At 43.3% G+C, this 26,920-nt stretch carries 23 protein-coding genes and 1 riboswitch; of the genes, 7 read left to right on the top strand and 16 right to left on the bottom strand.

The window, feature by feature from the left end:
• Positions 1-5: 5 nt before the first annotated feature.
• Complete coding sequence (locus tag BQ5796_RS01810) at positions 6-1,661, top strand: M20/M25/M40 family metallo-hydrolase (protein ID WP_071458707.1); 1,656 nt, start codon at positions 6-8, stop codon at positions 1,659-1,661.
• 499 nt (positions 1,662-2,160) lie between these two features.
• On the opposite strand, the gene BQ5796_RS01805 is transcribed toward BQ5796_RS01810, so the two are convergent.
• The gene (locus tag BQ5796_RS01805) at positions 2,161-3,306 is read right to left on the bottom strand and encodes an acyl-CoA dehydrogenase family protein (protein WP_071458706.1); all 1,146 of its coding nucleotides are present in this window, start codon (positions 3,304-3,306) and stop codon (positions 2,161-2,163) included.
• Between the two features lie 225 nt (positions 3,307-3,531).
• On the opposite strand from BQ5796_RS01805, the gene BQ5796_RS01800 reads away from it, so the two are divergent.
• Positions 3,532-5,187, top strand: coding sequence for a glutamine--tRNA ligase/YqeY domain fusion protein (locus BQ5796_RS01800; RefSeq protein WP_071458705.1), 1,656 nt, complete (start codon positions 3,532-3,534; stop codon positions 5,185-5,187).
• 72 nt (positions 5,188-5,259) lie between these two features.
• Here BQ5796_RS01800 and BQ5796_RS01795 read toward each other — a convergent pair whose 3' ends face one another.
• From BQ5796_RS01795 to BQ5796_RS01785, 3 genes are read right to left on the bottom strand one after another with little or no spacing between them, the layout of a single operon-like run.
• On the bottom strand, positions 5,260-5,982 hold the full coding sequence (locus BQ5796_RS01795; RefSeq protein WP_071458704.1) for an amino acid ABC transporter ATP-binding protein: 723 nt from the start codon (positions 5,980-5,982) through the stop codon (positions 5,260-5,262).
• Positions 5,979-6,629 carry an amino acid ABC transporter permease gene (locus tag BQ5796_RS01790; protein ID WP_071458703.1) on the bottom strand — a complete coding sequence of 217 codons (651 nt, stop codon included), beginning with the start codon at positions 6,627-6,629 and terminating at the stop codon, positions 5,979-5,981. Before BQ5796_RS01790 ends, BQ5796_RS01795 begins: the two co-directional genes overlap by 4 nt.
• Positions 6,629-7,444: a transporter substrate-binding domain-containing protein gene (locus tag BQ5796_RS01785; RefSeq protein WP_071458702.1), complete on the bottom strand. Its 816-nt coding sequence runs from the start codon at positions 7,442-7,444 to the stop codon at positions 6,629-6,631. The genes BQ5796_RS01790 and BQ5796_RS01785 overlap by 1 nt, the downstream gene beginning before the upstream one ends.
• 304 nt (positions 7,445-7,748) lie before the next feature.
• Between BQ5796_RS01785 and BQ5796_RS01780 the strand changes: the two genes are divergently transcribed.
• Positions 7,749-9,419, top strand: a complete 1,671-nt coding sequence (locus BQ5796_RS01780; protein ID WP_071458701.1) for a PAS domain-containing sensor histidine kinase — start codon at positions 7,749-7,751, stop codon at positions 9,417-9,419.
• Positions 9,420-9,557: 138 nt separating this feature from the next.
• Here the strand turns inward: BQ5796_RS01780 and BQ5796_RS01775 are convergent, their stop codons facing one another.
• The 5 genes from BQ5796_RS01775 to BQ5796_RS01755 all read right to left on the bottom strand — a co-directional run bounded on the left by BQ5796_RS01775 (position 9,558) and on the right by BQ5796_RS01755 (position 13,483).
• The gene (locus BQ5796_RS01775) at positions 9,558-9,794 is read right to left on the bottom strand and encodes a hypothetical protein (protein WP_071458700.1); all 237 of its coding nucleotides are present in this window, start codon (positions 9,792-9,794) and stop codon (positions 9,558-9,560) included.
• Positions 9,795-9,945: 151 nt separating this feature from the next.
• On the bottom strand, positions 9,946-10,437 hold the full coding sequence (locus BQ5796_RS01770; protein ID WP_071458699.1) for a flavodoxin domain-containing protein: 492 nt from the start codon (positions 10,435-10,437) through the stop codon (positions 9,946-9,948).
• Between the two features lie 141 nt (positions 10,438-10,578).
• Positions 10,579-10,809 carry an excisionase family DNA-binding protein gene (locus BQ5796_RS01765; protein ID WP_071458698.1) on the bottom strand — a complete coding sequence of 77 codons (231 nt, stop codon included), beginning with the start codon at positions 10,807-10,809 and terminating at the stop codon, positions 10,579-10,581.
• A 381-nt stretch (positions 10,810-11,190) separates the two neighbouring features.
• Positions 11,191-12,588, bottom strand: coding sequence for an alanine permease AlaP (gene alaP, locus BQ5796_RS01760; RefSeq protein ID WP_071458697.1), 1,398 nt, complete (start codon positions 12,586-12,588; stop codon positions 11,191-11,193).
• Positions 12,589-12,913: 325 nt separating this feature from the next.
• Positions 12,914-13,483: a DUF1836 domain-containing protein gene (locus BQ5796_RS01755; protein WP_071458696.1), complete on the bottom strand. Its 570-nt coding sequence runs from the start codon at positions 13,481-13,483 to the stop codon at positions 12,914-12,916.
• A gap of 140 nt (positions 13,484-13,623) precedes the next feature.
• Between BQ5796_RS01755 and trhA the strand changes: the two genes are divergently transcribed.
• On the top strand, positions 13,624-14,271 hold the full coding sequence (gene trhA, locus BQ5796_RS01750) for a PAQR family membrane homeostasis protein TrhA (RefSeq protein ID WP_071458695.1): 648 nt from the start codon (positions 13,624-13,626) through the stop codon (positions 14,269-14,271).
• Positions 14,272-14,330: 59 nt separating this feature from the next.
• Here the strand turns inward: trhA and BQ5796_RS01745 are convergent, their stop codons facing one another.
• Positions 14,331-16,115, bottom strand: a complete 1,785-nt coding sequence (locus tag BQ5796_RS01745; RefSeq protein WP_071458694.1) for an alpha/beta hydrolase family protein — start codon at positions 16,113-16,115, stop codon at positions 14,331-14,333.
• 371 nt (positions 16,116-16,486) lie between these two features.
• Between BQ5796_RS01745 and BQ5796_RS01740 the strand changes: the two genes are divergently transcribed.
• Positions 16,487-16,999 (top strand): hypothetical protein, encoded by a 513-nt coding sequence (locus BQ5796_RS01740; protein ID WP_071458693.1) that lies wholly within the window; start codon positions 16,487-16,489, stop codon positions 16,997-16,999.
• Positions 17,000-17,119: 120 nt separating this feature from the next.
• Here the strand turns inward: BQ5796_RS01740 and BQ5796_RS01735 are convergent, their stop codons facing one another.
• Entirely contained in the window at positions 17,120-17,905 is a 786-nt protein-coding gene (locus BQ5796_RS01735; RefSeq protein ID WP_071458692.1) for an arylamine N-acetyltransferase family protein, read from the bottom strand.
• 288 nt (positions 17,906-18,193) lie between these two features.
• Here BQ5796_RS01735 and BQ5796_RS01730 point away from each other — a divergent pair, with 288 nt between their 5' ends.
• Positions 18,194-19,921 carry a hypothetical protein gene (locus BQ5796_RS01730; RefSeq protein ID WP_071458691.1) on the top strand — a complete coding sequence of 576 codons (1,728 nt, stop codon included), beginning with the start codon at positions 18,194-18,196 and terminating at the stop codon, positions 19,919-19,921.
• Between the two features lie 298 nt (positions 19,922-20,219).
• Positions 20,220-21,425: an MFS transporter gene (locus tag BQ5796_RS01725; protein ID WP_071458690.1), complete on the top strand. Its 1,206-nt coding sequence runs from the start codon at positions 20,220-20,222 to the stop codon at positions 21,423-21,425.
• Between the two features lie 476 nt (positions 21,426-21,901).
• Here the strand turns inward: BQ5796_RS01725 and BQ5796_RS01720 are convergent, their stop codons facing one another.
• From BQ5796_RS01720 to BQ5796_RS01700, 5 genes are all read right to left on the bottom strand, one after another.
• Positions 21,902-22,363: a flavodoxin domain-containing protein gene (locus BQ5796_RS01720; protein WP_071458689.1), complete on the bottom strand. Its 462-nt coding sequence runs from the start codon at positions 22,361-22,363 to the stop codon at positions 21,902-21,904.
• Positions 22,364-23,410 (bottom strand): ribonucleotide-diphosphate reductase subunit beta, encoded by a 1,047-nt coding sequence (locus tag BQ5796_RS01715; protein ID WP_071458688.1) that lies wholly within the window; start codon positions 23,408-23,410, stop codon positions 22,364-22,366.
• A 34-nt stretch (positions 23,411-23,444) separates the two neighbouring features.
• A complete protein-coding gene (locus BQ5796_RS01710) occupies positions 23,445-25,631 on the bottom strand; it encodes a ribonucleoside-diphosphate reductase subunit alpha (RefSeq protein WP_428839311.1) in 2,187 nt (728 codons plus the stop codon).
• A gap of 257 nt (positions 25,632-25,888) precedes the next feature.
• A riboswitch (cobalamin riboswitch) is annotated at positions 25,889-26,088 on the bottom strand.
• A 114-nt stretch (positions 26,089-26,202) separates the two neighbouring features.
• A complete protein-coding gene (locus BQ5796_RS01705; RefSeq protein ID WP_071458686.1) occupies positions 26,203-26,487 on the bottom strand; it encodes a YkvA family protein in 285 nt (94 codons plus the stop codon).
• On the bottom strand, positions 26,471-26,911 hold the full coding sequence (locus tag BQ5796_RS01700; RefSeq protein ID WP_071458685.1) for a sporulation protein: 441 nt from the start codon (positions 26,909-26,911) through the stop codon (positions 26,471-26,473). Before BQ5796_RS01700 ends, BQ5796_RS01705 begins: the two co-directional genes overlap by 17 nt.
• Positions 26,912-26,920: the final 9 nt, after the last annotated feature.

The following is a 26,920-nucleotide window of genomic DNA, read 5'->3' as shown; positions in this document are numbered from 1 at the left end:
ATAGTATGCTGAAATGCCGCGATGAAGTCCTTTTTTTCACAAAGCAGCTTGTCCAGATTGAGAGTATTGTAAATACGTATGGAGAAAAGGAGATTGCCCATGTCCTGCATTCGCTCATCTCTTCTTTCCCGTATTTTAAACAACATCCATCCTATCTCGTCAAATCTCCAACAATAGCAGATCGCCTTGACCGCTACAATGTCCTAGCATTTGTCAAAGGGACAAAGGAGGGCGGGAAAAATGATACGGTCATTTTGATCGGTCATATTGATACTGTCGGTATAGACGACTTCACCCAGCATGCAGATCTTGCTTGCAAGCCGGATGAACTTTTGAAAGCGTTGAAACAGGAGCCGCTGCCGGATCTCGTCCGCAAACATGCAGAGTCCGGAGAGTGGATGTTCGGCAGGGGCGCGCTCGACATGAAAAGCGGTGTTGCAAGCAATCTTTATTTGCTCAAGTATTATTCGGAGCATCCCAATGAACTCGAAGGGAATCTCGTTTTTCTTGCTGAATGCGATGAGGAAGATAGTTCAAATGGCATCCTTTCCGCACTGAATGATTTGAAGCTTTGGAAACAGGAGCATAAATTTGATTATACTGCTGCCATCAATTCCGATTTTGTCGCTCCAAGGCATGCAGGAGATGAGAACCGCTATATTTACAAAGGGACCGTCGGCAAGCTTCTTCCTTCCTTTTTTATCACAGGAGCGGAAACCCATGTAGGAAGCTGTTTTGAGGGACTTGATCCAAATCTTATCGCGGCCGAATTGACAAGGCAAATTGATTATAATCCAGAGCTCTGCAATGAGGCGCTCGGAGAAGTGACGCATCCTCCCGTCTCCTTGAAACAGACAGACTTAAAGCCTGTCTATACGGTACAGACTGCGCTGGCTGCATACGTGTATTATAATTTTTTCGTATATTCCTGGTCGCCGGCAGACGTTCTGCTATTATTGAAAGACCAGGCGGAGATAGCTTTCCGGAATGCTCTTAGTCTGTATCGGGAACGTTACCATCGCTTTTGTGAGCGTGCTGGCGATGTGCCTCGGGAAATACAATGGAAGCCCAGAATTCTTACATTCGCTGAAATGGAGGAAACTCTTTTTGCGGCATATGGAAAGGAATATAAGGACAGCATGGAAAGCTTCAAAGAAAGCCTTCTGCTTGATGATAGTCTTGATGCGAGAATGTACTCAGCAAGGGTAGTGGAGGAAGCGTGGAAATGGCTGCCAGATAAAAGTCCCGCAATCATTTTGTTCTACTCGTCACTTTATTCTCCCCGTGTGGAAATTACCGGGAAAAACAAGAGAGAAGCGAAGCTGATAGCCGCGCTCGATCGTTCGGTCAAAGAGATTCAGCCTTCCTACAGCAAACCGATTGTGATTAAAGACTTTTTCCCATATATATCTGACATGAGCTTTGTGGCCATCAGTGATGATGAGACTTCCCTTGCCGCTGCGGCAGAAAACAACCCAGCGTGGGGCTCGAAGCTAACAGTAGATTACGATGCAGTCCGTGCGCTCAATGTCCCAGTCATCAACCTAGGGCCATACGGAATGGATGCGCATAAAAAGTACGAAAGAATGGAGATGCACTATTCGCTTGAAATCGTGCCAAATCTCGCTAACCTTGTGCTGAAATATGTGCTCGAAGGGTAGAGCGGAGGAACAACAGGCAAGAAACTGGGGAGCCCGAGATGGGTTCCTTTTTCACAACGCATCTTGAAGCTTGCAGTTTCCCTTTTCATTGCGATTACTAAAAACTATTCGAAATTAGGATAAAGGTGGAAAACACCTCCCATTAACGATCTCACCAGTCCTCGCCCCAGAAACCCTGAAAATTGTCATTTTAATTTGATTTTTTGAGGATAAAGGGCGAATTTTGGGTGCTGTGGAGCTGTTTCTTGAAAAAGCGAGCTAATCGGACCGATTACACATGATTTCAAACCGCCTCCTGAAGCCTCTTGGATAAGGATATCTACGGTAACTGTCCGTTTATCTACGGTAATCGGCAATTTATCTACGGTAAATCACCATTTATCTACGGTAACCGATGTTTTATCTACAGTACTTGACATGATAAAGAATTTTTTCTATAAAAAGGAAACTGACTCCACCTAAAAATACAACAGGAAACCCAATAGGATCCCCCTTCATTTTACGTTTCCGCACGTTTTGCCAACAGTTCAATCGTCATATCGTCCATTGGCGGATTATGCAGTCCTGCGCGTACATCGCGGTAATACTTCTGAAGCGGATTGCTCGCGGACAGGCTTTTCGCCCCGACCACTCTCATGGCAAGGTCGAGAACGTTAATTGCAGCATTGGTAACGGTCATTTTTGCAGCACCAAGTTGTGGCGCCATTTTCTTCCTATCCTTTTCCTCGCTATCATCCCACTGTTTGGCGACAGCATAGAGGAAATAGCGGGAACGCATCAGCTCTAGCTCCATTTCGCCAATTTTTTTCCTGACGGCAGGCAACTCGATGATCGTTCCTTCAATACTGTTGGGACGGTATGCTTTCGCAAAATTCACAGCGTAATCTTTCGCTGCTTCTGCAATACCGAGATAGCACGCAGGTATATGGAGGAGCCAGCCGTTCGCTCCTTTTTTTCCGGGTGTGAATGTCTCAACATAGTATTCCTCAGGAATTATAACATCTTCCAATATGAGGTCATGGCTGCCTGTCTCACTCATCGCAATGCAGTCCCAAGTTTCCTCAATGCTCACTCCCTTAGCCGCCCGTGGTACAAGGAAATTTCCAATCTCACACCCAGGTTCCACTGATGCACTGACAATAAAATAGTCGAGAACTGGTGACATGGTCGTGTACGTCTTTCTTCCATTAAGCTGCCAACCCTTATCTGTTTTCCTCGCGATTGTTTCCGGTCTGCCTCCCCTTGTCGGACTTCCCGTTGCCCGTTCGGTAGCGGCTCCGTTGAGCAAGGAACCCTTCATAATTTCCTCGCAGATCTTTCCGTACAATTCTTCTTTCCATAGCTTCTTTTCATCAAGGTTCTTCACGATGCCAAGATGCCAGCCAATGGAAAGAGCAGTAGGGCCATCGCCCTCTGCAATCTTTTCCTGGAGGCGGACCAGTTCGAAAAGCGTAATATCCTTCCCTCCATACCTTTTCGGCACCGTCCATGATGTATAGCCAGTCTCTTTTAACTCAGCAATATTTTCGAAAGGAAAATGACCATTTGAACAAGGATTATATTGGGAGCGCTCTTTGAACTTCTCAGCAAGCTTCCCTGCAAGTTCTAATCTTTCTTCACTCGTCTTCAAATTTTCAACATCCATAGTACCCCTACTTTCCTGCGGCATTTATGTTGATTTATACCCTGCATTCCCATCTGTTAACTATTATATCAGTAATGGGAGCAGGGGCCATCGGGAAAAGAGTTTTCACAAAGCACTCTCTTGTTTTTCTTCCCATTTCTTATTAGTATATAGAGCGTTGGAAATGTATAATGGATATAATATTAGGCTATTACATAAAAAAAAGTAACGAAAGGCTGAGATATCTTGGAAGAGAATTCAAATTTTATTAAGACGATCATGAAGGATGATCTTGAGTCAGGAAAACATAAAGAAATTGTAACAAGATTCCCTCCTGAACCAAATGGCTACCTTCATATTGGACATGCAAAGTCAATCGTCATTAATTTCGGGCTTGCAGATGAGTTTGGCGGTAGGACAAATCTTCGGTTTGATGATACGAATCCGGTGAAAGAAGATAAAGAATACGTCGACAGCATCAAGGAAGACGTGGAATGGCTAGGCTTCCAATGGGACAATTTGTTTTTCGCATCAGACTACTTTGATGTAATGTATGAAAAAGCTGTCTTGCTTATCAATAAAGGACTTGCCTATGTCGATGACCTTTCTGCAGAAGAAATTCGGGAATACCGTGGGACGCTAAGCGAACCGGGAAAAGAGAGCCCTTATCGCGACAGAACCGTAGAGGAAAATCTTGATTTATTTGAGCGTATGCGTAAAGGGGAATTTGCGAACGGTGAAAAAGTGCTCCGCGCTAAAATTGACATGGCTTCTCCGAACATTAACCTCCGGGATCCTGTCATTTACCGAATTGCACATGTGACACACCATAATACAGGTGATAGATGGTGCATCTATCCAATGTATGCTTTCGCCCACCCGCTTGAAGATGCAATTGAAGGTGTAACACACTCCCTTTGCACAACGGAGTTCGAGGATCAGCGTCCGCTCTACGATTGGGTTGTGTCGAACTGTGAGATGGAATCCACTCCGCGCCAAATCGAATTTGGCCGATTGAATTTAACAAATACAGTAATGAGCAAACGAAAATTGAAGCAGCTCGTGGAAGAAGGCTATGTTGATGGCTGGGACGACCCTCGCCTACCAACGGTTTCCGGGCTCCGTCGAAAAGGATACACTCCTGAAGCAATCCAGGAATTTGTCAAAGCAGCCGGTGTATCAAAAGGATTCTCGACTGTTGATGAACAAATGCTGGAGCATTTCGTCCGTGAAGACCTTAAATTAAAAGCTCCGCGTACAATGGCGGTCTTAAAACCATTAAAAGTCATTATTACTAACTATCCTGAGGGCGAAGTAGAATGGCTGGATGCAGAAATTAATCCGGAAAATCCGGAAATGGGCATGCGGAAGATTCCGTTTTCCCGTGAGATTTACGTTGAGCAGGATGATTTCATGGAGAATCCGCCAAAGAAATACTTCCGTCTGTTCCCTGGCAATGAAGTGCGCCTGAAACACGCTTACTTCATCAAGTGCAATGAAGTGATCAAGGATGAAGCAGGGAATGTTGTGGAACTTCACTGTACGTATGACCCTGAAACGAAAAGCGGTACAGGTTTCACTGGCCGGAAAGTAAAAGGTACTCTTCACTGGGTGGAAGCGTCGCTGGCCGTACCAGCGGAGTTCCGCCTGTACGAGCCGCTTATTAGAGACGAAGACCTTAAAGAAGAAGGCAGCGAAGATAAGACGTTCCTCGACTTTGTTAATAAGGATTCTCTCATTATCGAAAATGGCTTCGTTGAGCCGAACATGGAGGCAGCAAAACCGCAAGACAAATTCCAATTCTTCCGGCATGGTTACTTCAATGTCGATCCAAAGCACTCCATTGACGGCAAGCTCGTCTTCAACCGAAGCGTTTCACTGAAAAGCTCATTCAAACTTTAACGCAATGCAACAAAGAAGTGTGCCTGACCCCCATCGCTTTAAAGCGATGGGGGTCAGGCACACTTTATCATGTTAAAGGATTTTACTTAAGAAAGCTTGAGTTCTGTCATGTACCGGCTTTAAGAATAGCTCGGATGGCGCGTTTTCTTCCACAATATATCCCCCATCCATAAAGATGACCCTGTCGCCCACTTCTTTGGCAAATCCCATTTCATGCGTAACAACCACCATTGTCATGCCTTCTCTGGCAAGCTGCTTCATGACTTCGAGTACTTCCCCGACTACTTCTGGATCTAGCGCGGATGTTGGCTCATCGAAAAGCATGATTCTCGGTTCCATCGCTAAGGCCCTCGCAATCGCCACTCGCTGTTTTTGCCCACCTGATAAAGAATTAGGATATGCATTCGCTTTTTCCCGAAGCCCGACTTTTGACAGAAGCTCCATTCCCTTTTCCCTTGCGGCTTGTTTGGAGATTTTCTTCACCTTCATCGGGGCGAGCATAATGTTCTCCATCACCGTCTTATGAGGAAACAGATTGAACTGCTGGAACACCATCCCGACTTCGGACCGCATTTTGTTAATATCATTCTTCTTGTCTGTGATATCCTTTCCTTCAATAAAAATGTGCCCGCCACTGCTTGCTTCCAGCAGGTTGATACACCGGAGGAGCGTTGACTTCCCTGATCCTGATGGCCCGATGACTACAACCACTTCCTGCGGTTCGATTGTTAAATTGACATCCTTCAACACATGATTTTCCCCAAATGACTTCTTCAAACCCTTGATTTTTATCATGCCGTCTTTAGCCTCCCTTCAAGCCTGCTCAACAGGAAGCTCAGCGAGATGGTCAACACAAGGTATATGAGCGCAGCGGTTAAATAAGGCTCCCATACTTTATAATATTGCCCGTTCATTGCTCTCGCCCAGTACATAATTTCAGGTGCTGTCACGATAGAAGCAAGCGATGATTCTTTAAGAAGGACGATGAACTCGTTCCCAAGCGGCGGAATCATCCTTGTAAATGCCTGCGGCAAAATGACATGACGCATTGCCTGAATGTGACTCATTCCTAACGAACGTGCAGCCTCCATTTGGCCGCCATCAAGTGACTGAATGCCTGCCCGAAAAATTTCCGCAATATAGGCAGCTGCATTCAGCGATAGCGCAAGAATGGCAGCCGCGATACCATTCGTTTCCCCATTGTAGAGCGGAACAACACCGAAGTGGATTAAGAGTATCTGTACAAATAATGGCGTTCCCCTGAAAAAAGTAATATAAAGGCGAAATGGAAGAGAAAGCAGCTTGTTCTTCATCATCCTTCCTAGCCCGATACCAAGTCCAAGCACTGTTCCAATCGCAATTCCCGCAAGCGAGAGAAGGATTGTAACAAGCGTCCCCTTCAAGAGAAAGGGGGTATATTCCATAATAATTCCGATGTCCATTATTTTGCCTCCGCTTTTAGCTTAGCAATGTCTGGTTCTGTACCGAAACGCTCTTTATAAATCCTGGAATACTCCCCGTTCTCCATAAGCTTCTTTAATGCTTGGTCAAAATCAGCCTTGATTTCGCTGCCCTTAGGAAACATTATTCCGTAAAACTCAAAGTCAAATGTATCATCACTGATTACCTTCAGCTTCTTGTCCGGATTGTTCTTTGCATATTCTTCAATCACTGCGTTGTCTGCCACAACTGCAGCCGCACCACCTTTGATCAATTCCATAATGGCTAGATTATTATTCTCGAATTTTTTAATATTGCTATTATTTTTGCCTAACAACGCATCCATTGCCGCTTGGCCAGTCGTTCCATTTTGCACAGCAACGACCTTGCCCTTCAAGTCATCTGCACCCTTTATGCTGCTTCCTTCCGGCACAAGAATTTTATTCGTGGACAAGAAGTATGGAACGGAAAAATCATATGATTTCTTTCTGTCATCGTTAATTGTAATCGATGATATTGCAATATCCGCACGTTTTTTCTCAATTTCCACAAAGATAGGATCCCAGCCGACATGATCTACCTTTACTGAGTAGCCAGCTTCCTTTGCAGCTGCTTTCACGATATCGATATCAAAACCGACAATCTTTCCCTTGTCCATATATTCGAATGGTGCATATGCCGCATCCGTCACTGCCCTCAGCGTCTTCTTTCCAGCGGCTGTTTCCGCTTCCCCGTCCGTCCCTTTCGTTCCGCATCCCGAAAGCACTGCAAGGAATACCATGAGCATTTTAAGCATGAATCCCGGAATCTTTTTCATTCTCTTCCCCCTCGTCTAATTTTCTTACTATCATTATAAAAGTTGAATCTTTAAAATATTCTATCTTTTTTTAAAAAAATATCTTTGTTCTTCACTTGTCTTTTATAGTTTTCAAGATACAGCAATGGAAATGACGATAGTATTTTTTCAAAAATCACACGAAGTTATCATTTTTTACAAGACGATTTGTGCTAGTATATGAAGAGATAAATCTATTTCCAATATCCATAACGTATTAAATTAATCTCATTCTAAGCATACTAGGACGATATGTACCTGAAAAAGAACGGAGCTTAAAGGATTCATGAAGAAGAAGCCAATTATCATTTTTATCGTTTCAAGTGCCTTATGGATCGTCGGAAGCAATTACATTTTGGAAAACCACATACCTGAAAATTATATCCACCTCATTAACCATTTGAAGGAAGCCTTTTATGTTCTTGTTGCCGGGTTATTCTTCTCCTTTTCCTTGAAGAAAAAGGAACAGCTTTATGCTTCGCGGGAGGATGAAAAGCGTCTCGCTACCTTGATCAATTCGATGTTTGATTTCGTAACATTCAAGGATGGTGAAGGGCGATGGATCGAAGCCAATCAATATGGATTGGAGCTTTTCCAGCTCCAGGGTATTGATTATCGCGGGAAGAAGGACAGCGAACTTGGCCAGTTCAGTAAGCGTTATCAAGAAGCATTTGCAGGCTGTGAGAAGACGGACGAAATTGCTTGGAAAAACGGCAAGGTCACACATTCAGAAGAAATGATTCCAATGTCGGATGGCTCCATGAAGACATTTGAAACGGTGAAAGTCCCGCTTTATAAAAGCGACGGAAGCAGGGAGGGCCTTGTCATCATAGGCAGGGATATCACCGAAAGAAAAGAAATGCACCGGATGCTGAAAGCTAATCAGGAACGCTACAAATCTCTTTTTGATTACAATCCGGAAATTGTCTATATGATTGACTTAAACGGCTATATTACAAACCTAAATCCACAGTTTGAGTCTGTTACAGGCTTCCATGTGGATGAAACAATCGGCAAGCATGTAGCACAGCTTGTCCAAGGGCAATGCAAGCAGCAAATACTGTCTGCACTTGCATCTGTCATCAGCAATAAAGAGCCGAATATATCAGAAATCCAAGTTTTGGATAAGCATAACAAGCCGGTTTTGCTCCACTGTACTTCCGTCCCAATCATCGTCAATGGCAAAATAGAGGGTATCATTGGATACGGAAAAAACATTACGGAAATAAAAAGAACGGAAGAGACGCTCCGCCGTACGGAAAAGCTGTCGGTTGTAGGCGAGCTTTCTGCCAGTGTTGCGCATGAAATTCGCAATCCACTGACTTCGCTTAAAGGTTTTGTTCAGCTTCTCAGCACGGAGGACAGCAGTCATCAAAATTATTATAATATCATGCTCGGAGAACTGGAACGGATCAATCATATTGTCGGAGAACTGCTTATGCTTGCAAAACCGCAGCAAATAGAGCATAAAGAAGCTGATATCCAAACCATTCTGTCAGATGTCACTTCCCTATTAAAAACTGAAGCAAGCTTGTATAATGTCGAACTGCATTTTGTCTTTCTGGATAGAAAAGTTGTTCTCGAGTGTGAACCAAATCAACTCAAACAGCTTTTTATCAATCTCATTAAAAATGCGATTGAGGCTTCCCCAAATGGCGGCATTGTAAATGTCTACGTCTGTGATTCCGGCACCGGAAAAGTGATGGTAACGGTGAAGGATAACGGTTGCGGCATATCCAAAGAAATGCTGGGACGAATCGGCGAACCTTTCTACTCATCAAAGGAAAAAGGAACCGGACTAGGCCTCACAGTCAGTTTCAAGATTGTCGAAGCGCATAACGGAAAGATCCGTTTCTCCTCCAATCCCGGCGAAGGGACAGAAGTCGTGGTGGAACTTCCAAAAAATAACGCTAATATCCAACAGGCTCCCCGTGAACCTTGCAAAAGCGCTCCCTGATGGAAGGGAGCGCTTCTTTTATGACAAAAGGAGGTGCGGATCGGCAAACAGCAATATATATACGGTCACTCTAAAATAGTTACAGTAGATCATTAATCTGTACATCCTAAAAAAGAACGCAGAAAAACTCCATTGAATTTAAGTTTTTCTGCGTCCTTTTAATAGTATTATAATCATATATACGAAAGGCCTCTTTCCCTGCGGCAATACTGTCGAGCGTTTCCTTGTTAACAGGCCGCAGCGTAAATTCTTCTTAACGCTGCCCGTTACTAAGTAATTTTGCTTGAAACCAAGCCCTTGTTCAAGCATTCCTTTTTCAAAAAAATAATACATCAATTCTTCTACACTAAAACGGACCGCGTTCCATCCACCCACCTATGACCCCATTGACTTTTCCTAAATTATATATTAACTAGAAATATAGTGATAATAACACCATATTTTACACAACATTCATTAAAGAAAGGAATTAAACAGGCTTCCGGTCATCCGCGTTCCGGAAGCCTTAGTAATAAATGAGGTGTCTTTATACAGAGTCCATTACTTCGGCGAAGTGTTGGATTTTTTCCAGCGACAAATTACTCGTATCGTGCGTAAGTCTGTCATCCCTCTTAGAAATAACCTTAATGAGGAATTTGTCAATCAAGTTCATATCATATAGCGACAATTCTCCGCCGAAAAAATCACTGATTACTGCGTGTTCCAGTAAGTCTTTCGGAAAAGCATGCTCCAACTCGGCTTGTGCTGCCTCCCCGCTTTTCATGCAGCAAATGAAAAGCCCTACTTTTTTTTGCAGCAGTTCATCGAGATGTTTTTCGGTAAACTTCTTGACCTTCCGCTGAATCCTTCCTTCATAAATCGAGCCGCACAGAATGACTTTTTCATATTGTGACAAGTCAACCTTTTTCTCTCTAACAAGGTTCACCATGTCTGTTCTTCCATCCAGCTTCCCCCATAACAATCCGGCAGCCTTCCTCGTACAGCCATACTTGCTGGCATAGGCAATGAGCGTAGCCATTTTCTTTCCCTCCCATTTCATATAAATGGAGCAGGGTGAACATCATTGTTGTATTTCCTTCTATTTCTAGTGTACGCCCATTTTTTTCAAACTTCAATGTGAAAAGGCATGCTGCCATCGCTTTGGCAGCATGCCTTTCTATCAATCTTCGTCTTTTATATCAATATCCTCTGGAATTGGCTCGCTATCATATTCTTCCATCAACTTCCAGTATTTTTCCATTTGTTTGAGGTGTGTATTGAATTGCTCTTTGTAAATCAAATACTGTTCACCGTCATGAATGGCGCGAATCCTGCCTTGGCGAATGAGCCTTTCAATATTCGCCTCCGTTGCCGAAAGGAATTCAGCTGTTTCTTTCACTGTTAAATACAAAAAAGATCATCCTCTTGCTGTTTTTCTTTCATTGTAACCTATCCTTTTCCTTTTTTACAGGCTGGACAGCGTTAGAAGCTAAAGACTCTAGCTTAATGCTATTGTCAGCTTGCCCATCTGTTCGGGAAGCACAACGAAAGGCCCCCTTTTATGAGGAGGCCTCTGGTTGAGGACAGATTATTTTAGAAAATATTTCAACATCCCTAAAAGGGTTTATTGTTTTTCCGCTCCATGCGCTTCGCTTTTTGCGAGTCGTTGGGACGCTCCTGCCCCCTGAGTGGCCTTCTATGTTCAGCTGCTCTCGCTTGAGGTTTGCGTCTCTGCTCCAATCATCAAGATTAAATCTGCTTTATGCTTGCACCATTAAAAGGATTTCTCCTTTTAAACAGCTTTTTCATCGATATCTGATTCACCTGGATAGCGTTTGTGGAAGCCTTTCGCATAGTACACGAACGTTAGGATCCCAATCCAGAGTGGGCCAACAATGACAGCAATCCTAGTGTTCGTGCTGATAGCCATCAGGACGATAACGAATGCTAGGAATGCAAGGGACAAGTACGAAGATAACGGGTACAGCGGAAGCTTATACTTCAAGTTTTTCACTTCGTTTGGTTTTAAGCTTTTCCGATATTTCAACTGGGATAGGAGAATGATCCCCCATGTCCAGATTGCACCGAAAGTCGCGATGCTCGTTACCCAGGCAAAAGCTTCTTCTGGAACGAGATAGTTGAGAACAACACCGACAAGAAGTGCACCAGCTGATGCAAGTACTGCAAATCCTGGAACACCGCCTTTTGTTACTTTTCCAAACGGCTGAGGGGCTTCCCCATGCTGCGCTAAGTTGAAAAGCATTCGCCCTGTGCTGAAAATCCCGCTATTGCACGAAGACAATGCAGCAGTTAGGACGACAAAGTTGATAATTCCTGCAGCTGCAGGTACGCCGAGCTGCTCAAACGTCATAACAAACGGGCTGCCTTTCGTGCCAATTTCCTCCCACGGATAAATCGACATGATGACAAACAATGCGCCGACATAAAAAATCAGTATACGGTAAAAGACTGTATCAATTGCTCTCGCAAGGTTTTTCTCAGGATTCTTCACTTCACCGGCGGTTACGCCAAGCATTTCGATTCCAAGGTAGGCGAACATAACCATTTGAAGCGATAGCAGAACACCTTTTATTCCATTCGGGAAAAATCCGCCATTGTTCCAAAGGTTTTCAATTCCTGTTGGAATACCGCCGTTGCCAAATCCAAAAATAATCATTCCCAGTCCACTGATGATCATGGCGATGATGGTAACAATTTTGATGAGAGCGAACCAGAACTCGAGCTCTCCATATGCTTTTACAGCAAGAAAGTTAACAGATGTCATAATCACAAGTGCGGCCAATGCCCAAACCCAGCGCGCCACATCAGGGAACCAGAATTCCATATAAATGCCGACAGCTGTGATTTCGGCCATGCAAGTAACAACCCAGAGAAACCAGTAGTTCCATCCAGTTACATATCCGGCTAGCGGTCCTAAATAGTCGCGTGCATATTTACTAAATGACCCTGCAACAGGCTTATGAATAGCCATCTCCCCGAGGGCCCTCATGATGAAGAAAATAATGAGCCCGCTGAATGCATATGCAAGCATGATGCCTGGCCCTGCCATCCGTATTGCTTTGCCCGCACCGAGGAAGAGGCCGACCCCAATGGCCGCTCCTAAAGACATAAGCGTGATATGTCTCTCCTCCAGCCCTCTTTGAAGCTGGTTTTCGCTGTTGTTCTTCATGGTAGATCTCCTCCTGTCAAACAATTTCCACTTTAGAAATATTAATTTAATTTTCTTAATATTACAATTATAATAACTTTTCATCTTCAAATTTTAGGACTTTGCCCAAACGACAAGGCAATTTCCCCTCTAAAAAATGACGCACAAAACATTGTACCACTTTTATCGTTATTGTAAAATAAGAAAATTTTCACAAATAATTATTTTTGAATAAAATATTCCAACCATTAATATAATGTTTTTTAAAGCGCTTGTAATAGGAACTTAGACCACCAACAAAAAAACCTTAAAGAGGAGAGCTGAAACTCGCTTCCTCCATAAGGTTTTATTTTGAAAATTTTTTTACGGCAATTTTATCAGCTAATCTTTCCGCTGCGCGTCTGTATAAATTGCTTTTATGAGCAAGGCTTACGAGGATCAATATTTCTTCAAGATAATTATCATCCTTCGCGGAAGGTTTACTTTCTGCTGCGATTGCAATCTCTTTAGCCTCTTCAGTAAACGCGAGAACATTTTGGTCCATAAGGTCTAAGGTGCTTTGGTAAAAATCTGCAAGATTAAGCTCGTCCGTCATTACCTTTTCATTTATTCCATTCAATGACTCTTTGATTTCGTTAATGGACAATGTTCCCTTCAATTGGTAGATCAAACTGACCAACATGACATGCTCTTTTGTGTATTTTTTATTTTTTATCGGGAAAAACAGCTTTCCCTTCGCATAGTTGTTGATCATTGTTTTAGTCAACAACTTGTCCTTTTCGTTGCGTCTTGTATCCTTATAGGCATTCTTAAAAAGCTGAATAACTTGATCCATATAGAGATCAATGTCTGGAATGTCTTCAAGATTTATTTTCTTGTCAGAGCCAAGATTGTTCAATACATGCTCTATTTCCATATTATTTATCTCCCACTTTAAATTGTTGACCTTATTATAGCTTGATTACCATGAAAGGTAAATGTTGACGACATGATAGTATAAGCGTATATTATTATGTAGTTACTAAAACTACATGATGTTATATAAGGAGTGTTTCGATGAATCAATTTGTCCGGGAACCTATTAATGGTTTTACTCATTTGGCTGGTGCTATACTCTCGTTTGCAGGTCTTTTGATGATGGTGGCGAAAGCAGCATATGTTTCCCCATCTGAGGAGGTAATGACTGCAGTGGTTATTTTCGGTGTAAGTCTGATGATGTTATACAGCGCTTCTGCAACATACCATATGGCAGTTGCGAGGGATAAAGTGATTCATTTTCTTCGAAGACTTGATCACTCCATGATTTATATTTTGATTGCTGGAACATACGCTCCCTTTTGCCTAATTACATTAAACGGTAAAACTGGCTGGATTCTTTTTTCTGTCATTCTAGCAGCTGCTGTTGCAGGCGTTGTCTTTAAACTAGTCTGGTTCGAATCGCCGCGTTGGCTGTCTACCGCTCTATATATTGCAATGGGATGGATGATTGTTTTTGCAGCTTCCCCACTTTCTAACAGCCTTTCGGCAGGAGGTATGGCTCTGCTCGTTTCGGGCGGCGTACTTTATACGATTGGCGGAATGATTTATGCGATTAAGCCAAGATTCATGGAAATGAAGCATATCGGCTACCATGAAATCTTCCATGTCTTCATTCTGCTCGGAAGCCTTGCTCATTTCCTTAGCGTCTATCTCTACGTCCTTTAACTAACTGAAGCGTGCCTGACCCCCAGCGCTTTAAAGCGCTGGGGGTCAGGCACGCTTCTTTACTGTAATCCGTTAATCCGTTCAAGAAAGGCTCCCATTTTACTATAAGCGGTAACTTTATTTTTCATTTTCAGCAAAGAGTGTCCTTCGTCTTCGAATCGGATGTAAGTAACAGGGTGATGCCTCGCTCTCAGCTTGGCCGCCATCTGTTCCGATTCCCCAATAGGAACCCTAGGATCATTCGCACCGTGAATCAGCATTAAAGGGGACCGAATTCTATCTGTATGGTGCACAGGATCAATCCTGTCAAAGAAATCCCCATCACGTTCAACCGTTCCATATTCAGCTTCCCGGTGCCTTCGCCTCCAAGGACTCGTATTCTCCAAAAAGCTTCTGATACTCGATATTCCAACAATGCTGATACCCGAAGCCCAAAGTTGCGGATAATGCGTGAGGGCTGCGAGTACTAGGAACCCCCCATAGCTCCCACCCAACAAGGAAATCCTCGCAGGATCGGTGCTACCTTCGGATTTCAGCCATTCAGCAAGGAAAACAATGTCACTTACAGCATTCATCCGTTTCCTCCCGTCATCTAGATGAGTGTAACTTTTCCCGTAACCTGTACTTCCTCGGAAATTTGGCGCACAAACGACGTATCCTTTCCGAACAAGATAAGTAACGAAGGAGGAATAGGAAGCCCGAGACTGGCTCTCTGGACCGCCATGAAGGTAAATAACAGCCGGGAGTGGCTCCTGTATAATTGACGATGGCCTGTAAAGAAAAGCAGGCACTTCCATACCATCAAATGTCCGATAGGAAATCATCTCATGTTCCAGTTCCTTTCTTACGTCCTCTCCTAATTCCCCAAAATCGGTTAACCTATCTGGGGTTGCTTCTGATAGTTTTAACCGCCATATTTCCTGAGGAAACCCTGGTCCGCTGAATGCATACGCAAGTTTTTTCCCATCTGAAGAAAAAGAAAGGTCAGAAATTACACCCACTGGTGTATCCCATGTGTAAAACCTGCCCGATAAAAGATCTGCAATAACGCCGCGAGACACCCCGCCCTCATTTACACTGAAAGCAAGCTTTGTTTTTTCCTTGTTCATCACAAGTCCCTCATAATCCCAAGGGTCCCGACATAACCACGAAACTTCCCCGGAAGCGAGGCTTAAGGAAGCGAGACCGTAAAACTCTCTCCCTATATTCGTTAAAAGATAAAGCTTCGAAGCATCCCTGCTAAAGTGGACGCTTTTAAATCCCGCTTCCCCCTTGTGGAGCGTCAACCATCTCACCTTACCTGTGGAGATATTCAAGACTCCGATATCATGATCCTGCGGGGAATTGGTATGCCGCAAGATAAGCTCCTTCCCATCTAAAGACCAGGCAATAGATTCATATGTTCCGTCACCAATGAAAACAGGGTAATGCTGAAGACTAGCAAGATTTTGAATATAAATATCGAAAAAGGCTGGATTCCTTCTGTTGCTGGACCAGGCAATCCATCGTCCATCAGGTGAAGCGCCTCCATAATGATGTACATGCTGAGGATCATCCGTCAGAGGCAAGGGTTCGGCTCCCTGCTTCAGGAGAAAAAGCTGCTGCTTTTCGTCCCCATCCGCATCCATTCCTAGAATCGCCATCCCGCTGTTGCCGATAAATTTAAATAATGTAATCCGTTCTTTTGAGAAAGTTATTTTTACCGGCTTTCCCCCTTCCCCGTCTAGTTCCCATATTTGCGGCTGGCCATCATAGTCAGCAATAAATCGAAGTTTTTTACCATCGGGTGCATAAGCCGGATTACTTGCTGTCGGCTCCTGAAAATAATTATATTCTCTTTTCATAGGCTGCCGCCCCCCTTGTTCTTCATTCATACTCAATATATGGAAGCTTGTTAAGGGAGATGCAGAACTTTAGGAAAAATAGCGGTATGAAAAAGCGGAGAGATACTGGAATATTTTCATAAACTTACATTAAGTTAGAAATAGATGTATAATAATTTCGAATAGTCCAACATTATTTTTTATTACTTCAGGTTGAGATAAAGCCATATATATCAAGGGTTTCAGCTTAATTGATAATGTTATATTCTTTCATTTTTAAAAAGTTGAAATTATTTGAAACAAATTTTATAATATAGTAGCTGCCTTCTGTGTTCATTTATATGGGGACACACTAAGGCGGTATATACATAGAAAAGGGAGGACATTTACGCATGAAAAAGTTTTGGTTACTGGCTACTGCACTTGTTTTTGCAATCGGCCTTACAGCCTGTTCCGGAGGCGAGAAAGGGGAAAAAGCGTCAGAAGGAACAAAAGAAGAGAGCAAAGCATCAGGAGACAATGTAAAGAAATCACTTTATAAACTTTCAATGGAAATATCGAAAACAATCAATGACGCTGATGCAGATTTGAATGCATTCGAAAACGCTGCACCAGAGGAGCAAACTCCTGATATGAAGACAAAAGCGGCTGAATCGGCGGCAGCTGTTTCTTCAGCATTAGATAAGCTTGAAGTTCCTGCAGACCTGAAAGACCAAAAGGCAGACCTGGAAGCTGCTATTGATGAGTTCTCCGCTTCCTACAAAGCAAAAGCGGAAGAATTGAAAAAAGACGCTCCATCTCTTGATGCAGCAAACGAAACCTTCCTGAAGGGCGAAGAAAAACTCGGAAAAGTATTCGAGAGCGCTAAAATGAACAAGCCTCTCCTATCAAAGGAAGTTGGCTGATAACACGCTGATTGAGACCGGTTGAGCGGACTTGCTCCGGTTGAACAGAGAAAAGGGTGCTTTGGACAATCTGTCTTGGCACCCCTTTACTGCTTCACCGCGCTGGGGGTCAGGCACGCTTTATTCTAGTACAATATTAAAATACTCTTTTACAAGGCTGCGGTACTCCTCTTGGCTTAGCTGCTTTCTGCTGACTTGTTCGCCGTTCCATTCTACGAAACTATCCTCTGTCAATACAACGTTTCCTTTCTCTGTAAATTTCGTAAGCAGTGGGCGCTTATTAAATGGTGATTCAGGATGGATTATTATAACTCTCTGTATTTCTCTCAGTTCTTCCCAAGTAAAATTAGTTTTATTACATCTGAAAGCATACCCTTTTCTCCATCCCTCTTTCCCTTTATTTAATTTTATTTCCAAGCAATAATCCCCATACTTGCTTTCTTCCTGGATAATCCTGAATCTTCCATTTCGCGACTGAACTACCTCACCATTTAGCGGTACCGGCACCAGCGGCAAGTTTCCGCCGAACCCTGTGTCCACAAGAAAATGCTCTTTTTCCCATGAAAGAAGGATGGCCACATGCGTCCTTCCTGTCGGACTAAATTGACCGTCATCCTTATGATACACCGCTCCTCCGACAAGCTTTGCATCAAGACCGTTTTCTTTTAAAAACATATACAAAAGAGCATTCAATTCGTAACATAGCCCGCCTTCTTGCCGAACCAGGATTTTATCTATAATGCTTTGCTCACTTATTGCAGGCACTTCTCCCCTGATAACGCAAAGGTTTTCGAACGGAATTGTTTTCGCTATACATTCCAGAAGCTCACTTATAGTACTAAAATTTACTTTTACATCCTGGGGAAACCCAATTCTTTCTCGAAAAACTTTATCTATTCCTCTCATACGCCTCACTCCTGTACAAGTAAATTATCTACTATCCCATCTATACCGTATATTCATGATATATAAAGATTAATTCATAAAACAGTTTTTCATTAATGCCATCTATATACTAAGCATAGCTTAATTAATGAACAAAACCATCTAGAAAGACTAGGACCCATACCACTTTAGCACTTCACCGCATCGGGGGTCAGGCACGCTTCAGGACATTAATGTACAAAATGAAACTTTCTGCCACTGGTTTTCGTAGTATTGTTTAATTAATGAAAAGGATGGAAGGGATATTTAATGAATAGTTTACTATTATTTTCGCTAATTTGCGGTCTTGTAGCCGCTCTCCTACTGGTTCCTTTGTCAAGCGGGAAACCAAGGAATCTAAAGGTGATCAAAAAACAGCAAGGCGCAACTGCGGATAGCAGCAAGCAAAATAGCAGCTTCAAGCTTGCAGGCCAAGGTCTAGTGACAGTTGCAGTAATATTTATGATCATTACACTAGCTGTCTTTTATATTACAAATCTTGATCGTAACTCTTCCTCGCTATGGCTTCCGGCACTGCTCATGTCCATAGCGGGAGTGCTTTTTTCCACAGGCAGCGAAAGAAAGGTAAAGTTCTTTATTTCTATCTGTTTCTTTGCTATAGCGGTTTATTTCCTAACAGCACCAATCTTTAATGCAAACGAAAAATACGATAGTGCAAAGATGGAACAAAAGGTGGAAATAAAGGTATTTGACGAGAAAGAAACGCCCGCAAGTGTCCCGCCTCAATTCGCAAGAAATAAAATGAAGAAAGCCTTCGGGCAAGTCCCAAATACAAGCTACTATGAATTAGGCAACCTTCAAATTCAAAAGGTAGACGGTGATTATGTCTATGTTGCCCCTGTAGAGTTTTCTGGTTTCTTCAAATGGGTGAAAGGCAATAAAACACCGGGTTACTTTATTTTAAGCGCGACTGATTCAACCGCTAACCCTAAGTTTATTAAAAAAGAAATGACTTACACTCCTTCGTCTTACTTCAATAAAAATATTGAGCGGCATATCAGAAATGAATATCCTACCGCCATTTTTAATGGTGAAACACAGCTTGAAATCGATGAAAAAGGAAAGCCCTATTTTATCAGAACCTATGGTAAATACATTTCTGGACGAAATGGTTTCAAAACAACAGGCCTTGTTATGGTAGATGCGGTTAATGGAAAAACTCTAGCCTATACAATTGATAAGGTTCCTGCTTTCATCGATGGCGCTGTTTCCCCAGAAGCTGTGAGTCTCCAAAACAGTTACTTTGGTAATTATGTTCACGGTTTTTGGAACAGCTTATTCGGAAAGTCGGATGTAAAACTTCCTTCTGATGAAGGAACAGAAGCAAATGTAACGCCTATTTTTTCTCCTGAGGGCGAAATGTATTATTTTACTGATTTTACGAGTCCAAAGGAAGGCGTAGATTCCATGCTGGGATATTCGCTAACAAATGCTCGAAGCGGGAAGGCTACTTATTATTCCGGCAACCCCCAAGAAGCCTATATGGATTCGCAAGGGACATTACAAATCATTGAGAAAAAATTTATCGAGAAGAAATGGCAAGGAAAAATGCCGGTCCTCTACAACTTCTACGGAGAGGCCAGCTGGCTAACACCAGTTCTCGATTCAAATGGATTCCTACAGAACTATTTTATTGTATCAGCAGCAAACCAAGAGATTTCTGCATACGGAAATACTCCAAATGAAGCGCTTCGTCTTTACAGGATCGCACTTCAAAGGGGCGGAGGCAGTGTTGATAGAAGTTCACATTCAGATGAAAAGAAGGTTACCGGAACAGTAAAACGCGTGTATAAAGAAAAATCCGGTGACTATACCGTTATCTCCTTCCTGTTGGATAATGGTCATAGCTATAGCGTTTCTTCTGAAAGGGAACCATTGGCTATCTATCTCAAAGAAGCAGATAAGATAAAGGTTGTCTACATGGATACTGGTGAAGATTTTCTTCCAGTTAAAAAGCTTGAGATTGAAGGATTATAATATGTGATTTATTAACGATACGGCGCCTGCCGCTCTCCCTTCTACTGCTTACTGGGAGAGCAACAGGTGCTTTACTTCTTCACCGCACTGGGGGTCAGGCACGCTTCGGCTCGCTGATGCTTTACTTCTTCACCGCACTGGGGGTCAGGCACCACTATAGGCACCCTAAATGAGTACTGCCATCACCGCCACAAATTTATTCCTTATTTTTTAAATATTTAGTGTATCGAAGTATTACAATCAAGTGAATATTATGATATTTTAATAAGTAATCAAAAAGGAATAGCGAGGATACGTAATGTGGAAAAATAAAAATGTTTGGATTTTACTATCCGGCGAGTTTGTTGCTGGTCTTGGGCTATGGCTTGGCATCATTGGTAATCTTGAATTCATGCAGGAAAAAGTCCCTTCGGATTTCCTTAAATCACTCTTATTGGCATCAGGATTAGTAGCAGGGATTGCAGTAGGCCCAGCAGCTGGCAGATTTACAGATCAACTGAGCAAGAAGTTTGTCATGCTTGCGGCAGGATTACTCCGAGCGGGATCCGTCCTCTTCATGCTGTTTGCTATCCACTCAGGTTCCGTATGGTGGATGCTTATATTCCTAATTTGCCTACAGATTTCTGCTGCTTTTTACTTTCCTGCACTGCAAGCGGCAATCCCTCTCATCGTTAGCGAAAAAGACCTGCTCCAGCTCAATGGCATACATATGAATGTCTCTACCCTTTCCCGTATACTCGGGACAGCGCTGGCGGGCATGTTGCTCATCATCATTCCTTTATCCATGCTATACATCCTTTCATTTGCAGCTTATATCATCCTCTTTATTTTCACATTTTTCTTGGAATTTGAGGAAAAGGAAAAACAGTCGCCAACGAGCATTCATCGATCCAAAGCAAGCTTCAAAGAAGTTTTCCCTGTCATCAAGACACTTCCCATTGTTTTCATGACCCTCATACTGACACTAATCCCGCTTCTTTTTATTGGCGGTTTTAACCTAATGGTAATCAATATAAGCGAGCTGCAAGATAGCGCTGTTATCAAAGGATGGATTTACACAGCAGAAGGAATTGCTTTTATGACAGGAGCCTTTATTGTAAAAAAAATAAGCAGCCGTTTCTCTTCCTATCAAGTACTTTTTACAAGTTCACTCGTTATAGGTATTTCGCAACTCCTTCTTTACTTTGCTGATAAATCGGTTATCACCATCGTATCCTTCGCTCTATTTGGATTTTCAGTCGGATGCTTCTTTCCAACTGCTGCAACCATTTTTCAAACAAAAGTGCCAAAAGAATTTCACGGACGCTTCTTTTCATTTCGGAATATGCTGGACCGAGTGACCTTTCAAGTCGTTTTATTGCTGACAGGCTTTTTACTGGATAGCGTAGGATTACAGCTTATGTGCGTCCTCTTTGGTTGCCTTTCTATCATCATGACGGGAATCTTTTTTATAAAGTCTTCCAAGATGAGAGAAAGCGCAAAGGTACATCAAAACTTCGGATGAGAAATCCGGCGTTTTTTGATGAAAAATATGATGATTGAGAATCCAACTAACTGTATACTGGAAATTCTCATGAAATAAGGACAATATTGCGACCTTGATGCAGGTCTTATCCTATGCCTGTTGCAAAAGCGCGAGGCTATCATACAGTGCCTAGGTGGATTCGATATCAAAAGTTCGTTGAACAATTCAATATATCAGAAAGGTATTCCCATCAATGTTTAATTTCCCTGAGCAAAACAGCAGCACCTCTATATAAATCAACAAGGGTACCGTTTAAGAGATTGTCTTCTCTATAAAAATGCAGGAGCTTCAAAAAGAGAGGATAGTAGCAAAAAGCGCGAGCATATTGACTCGCGCTCTTTCATTTCCGCTCCGCTGACGCTTCGCTGCACTGCTTTACCCCTTCACCTCACTGGGGGTCAGGCACCACTTCAAAGGCACCACTTTACTTGGCAACATTTCTCCCACTTCCACCTTTACTTTTCAGCTTTCTCCTTACACCTTCTCCTTACTCTCGCCAGAAGGGTCTCCACAAATTTCCTGCAGCGCTCTATGTCCCTTTCCTGCGGGGCCAACTCGATTTTCAATGTTGCAGCAAGATCCGTATGCACATATAGCATGTCCCGAAATCGATCGACAGCACCGCAAAAATACGGATAGAAGCTGTCTCCCGTTCCTGCAATCCCCGTTACAACACTCCCGACATTCTGCTCTTCGAAAGCACGAAACACACTCTCCATTTCCAGCGGAAGCTCGCCATCTCCCCAAGTGTAAGAAGCCACAACTGCAATATCGCAGCTCTCCAAGTCCCCCCAACGAAACTCGGCAGCTTTTAATGCAACAACCTCCACACCAGATCCTCGCAGAAACCCCGCAAGTATTTCTGCCACTTCGCGCGTATTCCCGGTAATCGAGGCAAAAATCACCACTGCCTTCATTTACAGCTCATCAAATCCATTAGACTGGGTAACCTTCGTATACGTTCTTGACTTTTGCTCAAAGAAATCCGACTTAGTTTCATTGATCATTTCATCGCTGAACACATGAATCCACGGCATCGGGTTGTCTCTCTCCTCATAGAGATTACCCAACCCAAGCTGGCGAAGACGCTTATTCGCAAGATACTCTACATACAACCCAAACTCGTCCAAATCGATTCCCTGAATATCCTTCAGGATAATCCCTGCCCACTCCTTCTCCAATTCCACCGCTTCATGCACCGAGTCGTATATATATTGAAGATTCTCGTCCGTATTCAATTCTGGATTCTCCGTCAATAAAATCCTGATAAACTGCGAAACTAAAAATGCATGTTGCATCTCATCTCGTTGAATATAGCTAATCATCGTGCTCGTTTTCAGCATCTTCTGCTGCCGTGCAAGATGATAAAAAAACGCAAACCCAGCATAAAAGTAAATCCCCTCGAGATTGACCGAATTCACTCCTAGCCGGAAAAGATTCGAAGCAGAAGGATGCTGTCGAAAAGCCTCATATGCCTCCAGAATCAGCGCATTCCGCTTCTGCACCACAGGGTCGTTCTTTGCTTGATCAAAGCGCGCGTTTTGTTCGCTCAATGGAACCAACGAGCTAAGAATATACGAATACGACTCGTTATGGACAGCCTCCTGCTGCGAAATCACTGCAAAAATCGCCTTAAAGCTCGAATCCGTGACATAATCTGCAACTTGGCTCATCGTCGGTGTCTGCAAGCTATCAAGCGAAGCGAGTTGGGTATTGATGCGCAAAAATACATCCTGCTCCGTCTCCGTAAGGGAATCCCATTGTTTGATATCATCCTGCATGTTAATTTCCTGCGCCTTCCAAAAATTCGAAAGCAACGTTTGATAGAGATCATACATCTGCGGATAAGCGATATCATTCCAATTCAGCAGGCCGGAGGACCTGCCATTGATGATGCCTGTCGATTTGTTCGGGTGCGCAGGATTCAGCAGCTTGATTTTTTTCATCGGTATTTGAATATCCATTTTCTCCTCCTGTTGTCAATGTTCCCACACCTCATTAGCTGTGGCAGGATTCACATTCCTCGATTTCCGCCTGAGAAGTGCTTCTCACATAATAGGTCGTTTTCAACTTCTGCCTCCAAGCCTCCAAATGAAGATTCAGCAGTTCCTTCGCTTTGATACTGTGCTTAACGTAAAGATTGAAGCTCACGCCTTGGTCAATATGCCTCTGCCTTGCTGCATTCTGCCTGATGCTCCATGTTTGATCAAGTTCATGACGAGCCCTCCGGTAAAAATTGTACGTAATATGGTTCAAATCAGGAGCCGTCACTTTGAACTTAAAGTTTTTCTTTTCCTCTGCGTATTCCACAGAATACAGCGGATCGATTCCATCAGTAGATCCCCCGATTTTTGCCGTTGACGAATTCGGGGCGACAGCCATCATCCAGCCATTGCGAATGCCGCTCTCCCGCACAGCTCCCTTTAGCTCTTTCCAGCGATCAGAATCGTATTTTCTCCGCTCAAAATAACGACCTGTCTGCCATTCCGATCCTTCAAATGCACTGTAACTCCCCTTTTCTTTTGCAAGCTCCATAGAAGCTTTTATCGCATAAAAAGCAATATCCTCGTACACTCCATCAGCAAGCTCTACAGCCTCATCACTTTCCCAAGCAACTCCTTTGAGTGCAAGCAAATGGTGCCAGCCAAAGGTACCAAGTCCAACTGCGCGATATTTTCGATTCGTCCTCTGAGCCTGTCCAACCGAAATCGTATTGATATCAATCACATTATCAAGAAGCCGCATCGCTACCCGCACAACTCGATCGAGGACACCTGCAGGTACAGCTCTCGCTAGATTGATAGAGCTAAGATTGCAGACAACGAAATCGCCAGGCTTCCTTACTATGACTAGATTTCCATCTTCATCCTCGTACTCTTTCACAATCTCGGTCGCTGACATATTTTGTGCAATCTCCGTGCACAGATTGCTGCAATAGATCGATGTCCGCCCTTCACCAGCAACATGCTTGTTCGGATTTTGCCGGTTTACTTCATCCCGGTAAAACATATACGGCGTTCCCGTCTCCAGCTGGGCAACCATGATTCTTGCCATGATGTCCATTGCCCGATACGTCTTTCGCGGCAGAAGCGGGTTAGCTACAGCCTCTTCATACTTTTCCGTAAAGTATTTGCGATCGCTTTCATCGTAAAAATCCTCCAGGCCAAGTGCATTACCCTTGTCATCCTTCCATCCCATAAGCTGTTTCACTTGATGTGGACAGAAGGTATGCCACTCCCCAATGCTGCGCCCGGATTCATCGACTTCCAGTAATTTTTCCATAAAAAGATCCGGCACAGACACTCCTGTAAAAATATCGTGGGCCTTGCGACGTTCATCCCCGTTGTTCGTCTTTAAATCAAGGAAACCGTTCATAATGTCTTTATGGAACAAATCGAGATAAATGGCTACCGCTCCTTGGCGCTGGCCAAGCTGATCCACGCTGACTGCCGTATCATTCAGAAGGCGGATCCAAGGGACCACTCCGGATGACATCCCTCTAAAACCCTTGATATCCGAGCCTAGTGCCCTGACTTTACCATAATAAATTCCAATTCCCCCACCATCTTTGCTTAATCTGGCGATATCCCAATTGTTCAGATAAATACCGTCGAGAGAATCTGCAACCGTATCGATGAAGCAGGACGAAAGTTGTCCATAGCTTTTACCCGCATTTGCAAGTGTCGGGGTCGCTACCGTCATATACAGTCGGCTAAGCGCCCAATAGGCTTCTTTTACTAAGGAAAGCCTTGATTCTGTTTTTTCATCCATCATTAACGCCATCGCGATGATCATGAATCTTTCCTGCGGCAGCTCGTACACTTTGCGGTCATGGTCTTTCGCAAGGTACCGATCCGCAAGCATAAACAATCCTATGTAATTAAAAAGCAGATCGCATTCTGGATCGATTGTTTCCGCCAGTTCGCGGATTTCTGCTTCAGAATAAGCACCAAAGAGCTTCTCAGAATAAATACCTTTTTCGATAAGCGTGCTGATAAGGCTGTAAAAATCACCATACTTCCTTGTATGATCGTAGCATCGATGAGAAGCTGCTTCCCTGTATAGTGTCTCAAGCTGGAGCCGTGCAGCGACAAATGTCCATTCAGGCTCGTCCATTGCAATTTTATTCAAGGCCAAGACAGTCGCCTGCTGGAGCGCTTCAGCATCCGTACCGCGAAGCGCCATAATTTTACTCGTGATTTCCTTTGCATCCAATCCATGCGCTGCACAAGCACCTTCTGCTAATTCGATGATATTTTTTACAGTCGTTTCCGTTTCAGGACCCATTGGGAGTGCCTCCTTTAATGTCAATGAACTTGCGGGTAAAAAAAAAGCCGCCCGGAGAACCGGACGGAAAACAGGACGAGAGCAGCAAAAGATCAAGCACGCAATGGCATAATCTCCTGCCGCCTTCGCTCCATCTTCCTAGTCCCCGAAGAAGTTGAAACAGTTTAAGAAAGACAGGTCTCCTGACTCGTGCGTCATCCTGCCATGAACCCTTCCCGTACAGACACCTGATTAAATCAAGCATGTTGTACAGTGGTATATTCAAGTCGTCAGCACATACAGTTGCGGGGGCAGTTCCGGCTTTCCACCGGATTCCCTATTAAGCCATAATGGCATCTTTTCTTAAGGCAACACGATATATAGTTGTATTGAAAGTTTCAGCAACAATATATAGTTATTGGATATGTTTACATACTAATATATTCAAAGAGGCTTTTCAAGTTTTAAAGCGGGAAAACTGGAAAATCACTTATAGCAATTCTGCCAATCCATGTTTCTCCCTCAAGTCTTCCGGCGCCATCTTTACCATTCTTTCAAGAATGAAGCCCGCTACAATAATATCGTCTACAACTCCGAAAAATGCTAGGAAATCCGGGATGATATCAAACGGGAACAAGGCGTAGGCCACCATCAGCAGAATGCTGATCATTTTCCTATTGGCGGCAACTTCTTTCGATAGGAAAAAATCTTTTACAAACGGGAGAAATCGCCAAAACTTAAGGACAAATTTCAAGCGTTTAAAAAGTTTCCTCAACTTGATTTTCCTCCTTGTTCAAATCGGTGTAAGGCTGGACAATTCGGATGACGTCAAGGTCGTGGCTTTCCGCCCCTTTTGTAAAGGTTAGCTTCGTCTTAAAAGTATAATAGCCTGACTGATTTTCGCCCTCGTACAAAACCTCTGGCAGCCTAAAGGACACTGGAATTTTTCCATTTTCACCAGCATCGATTTTCGAAGAACTTAAAATTGTAATCGAATTAAGGACTTTTTCCATTTCGGATGATGCATTTTTGGCTACCAGGTCGCAGTCAATTCGCTTCAACTCCTGCTCCACCGTTCCGCCATGTAGAAGAAAGTAACCTTTAACCAACTCACCAGGCTGATAGCTTTCTTTTTCTAAAACTAGATCAATTTTTGCTGCTCCTATTCCCATAAGAGCCATATATTTTCTTAAAAGCATCAATATATC

It is taken from the genome of Bacillus massilinigeriensis, assembly GCF_900111815.1.
Taxonomy (GTDB): Bacteria; Bacillota; Bacilli; order Bacillales; family Cytobacillaceae; genus Mesobacillus_C; species Mesobacillus_C mediterraneensis.
The sequence above is the reverse complement of the archived record's forward strand: the minus strand, read 5'-3'. Positions and strand labels throughout refer to the sequence as shown.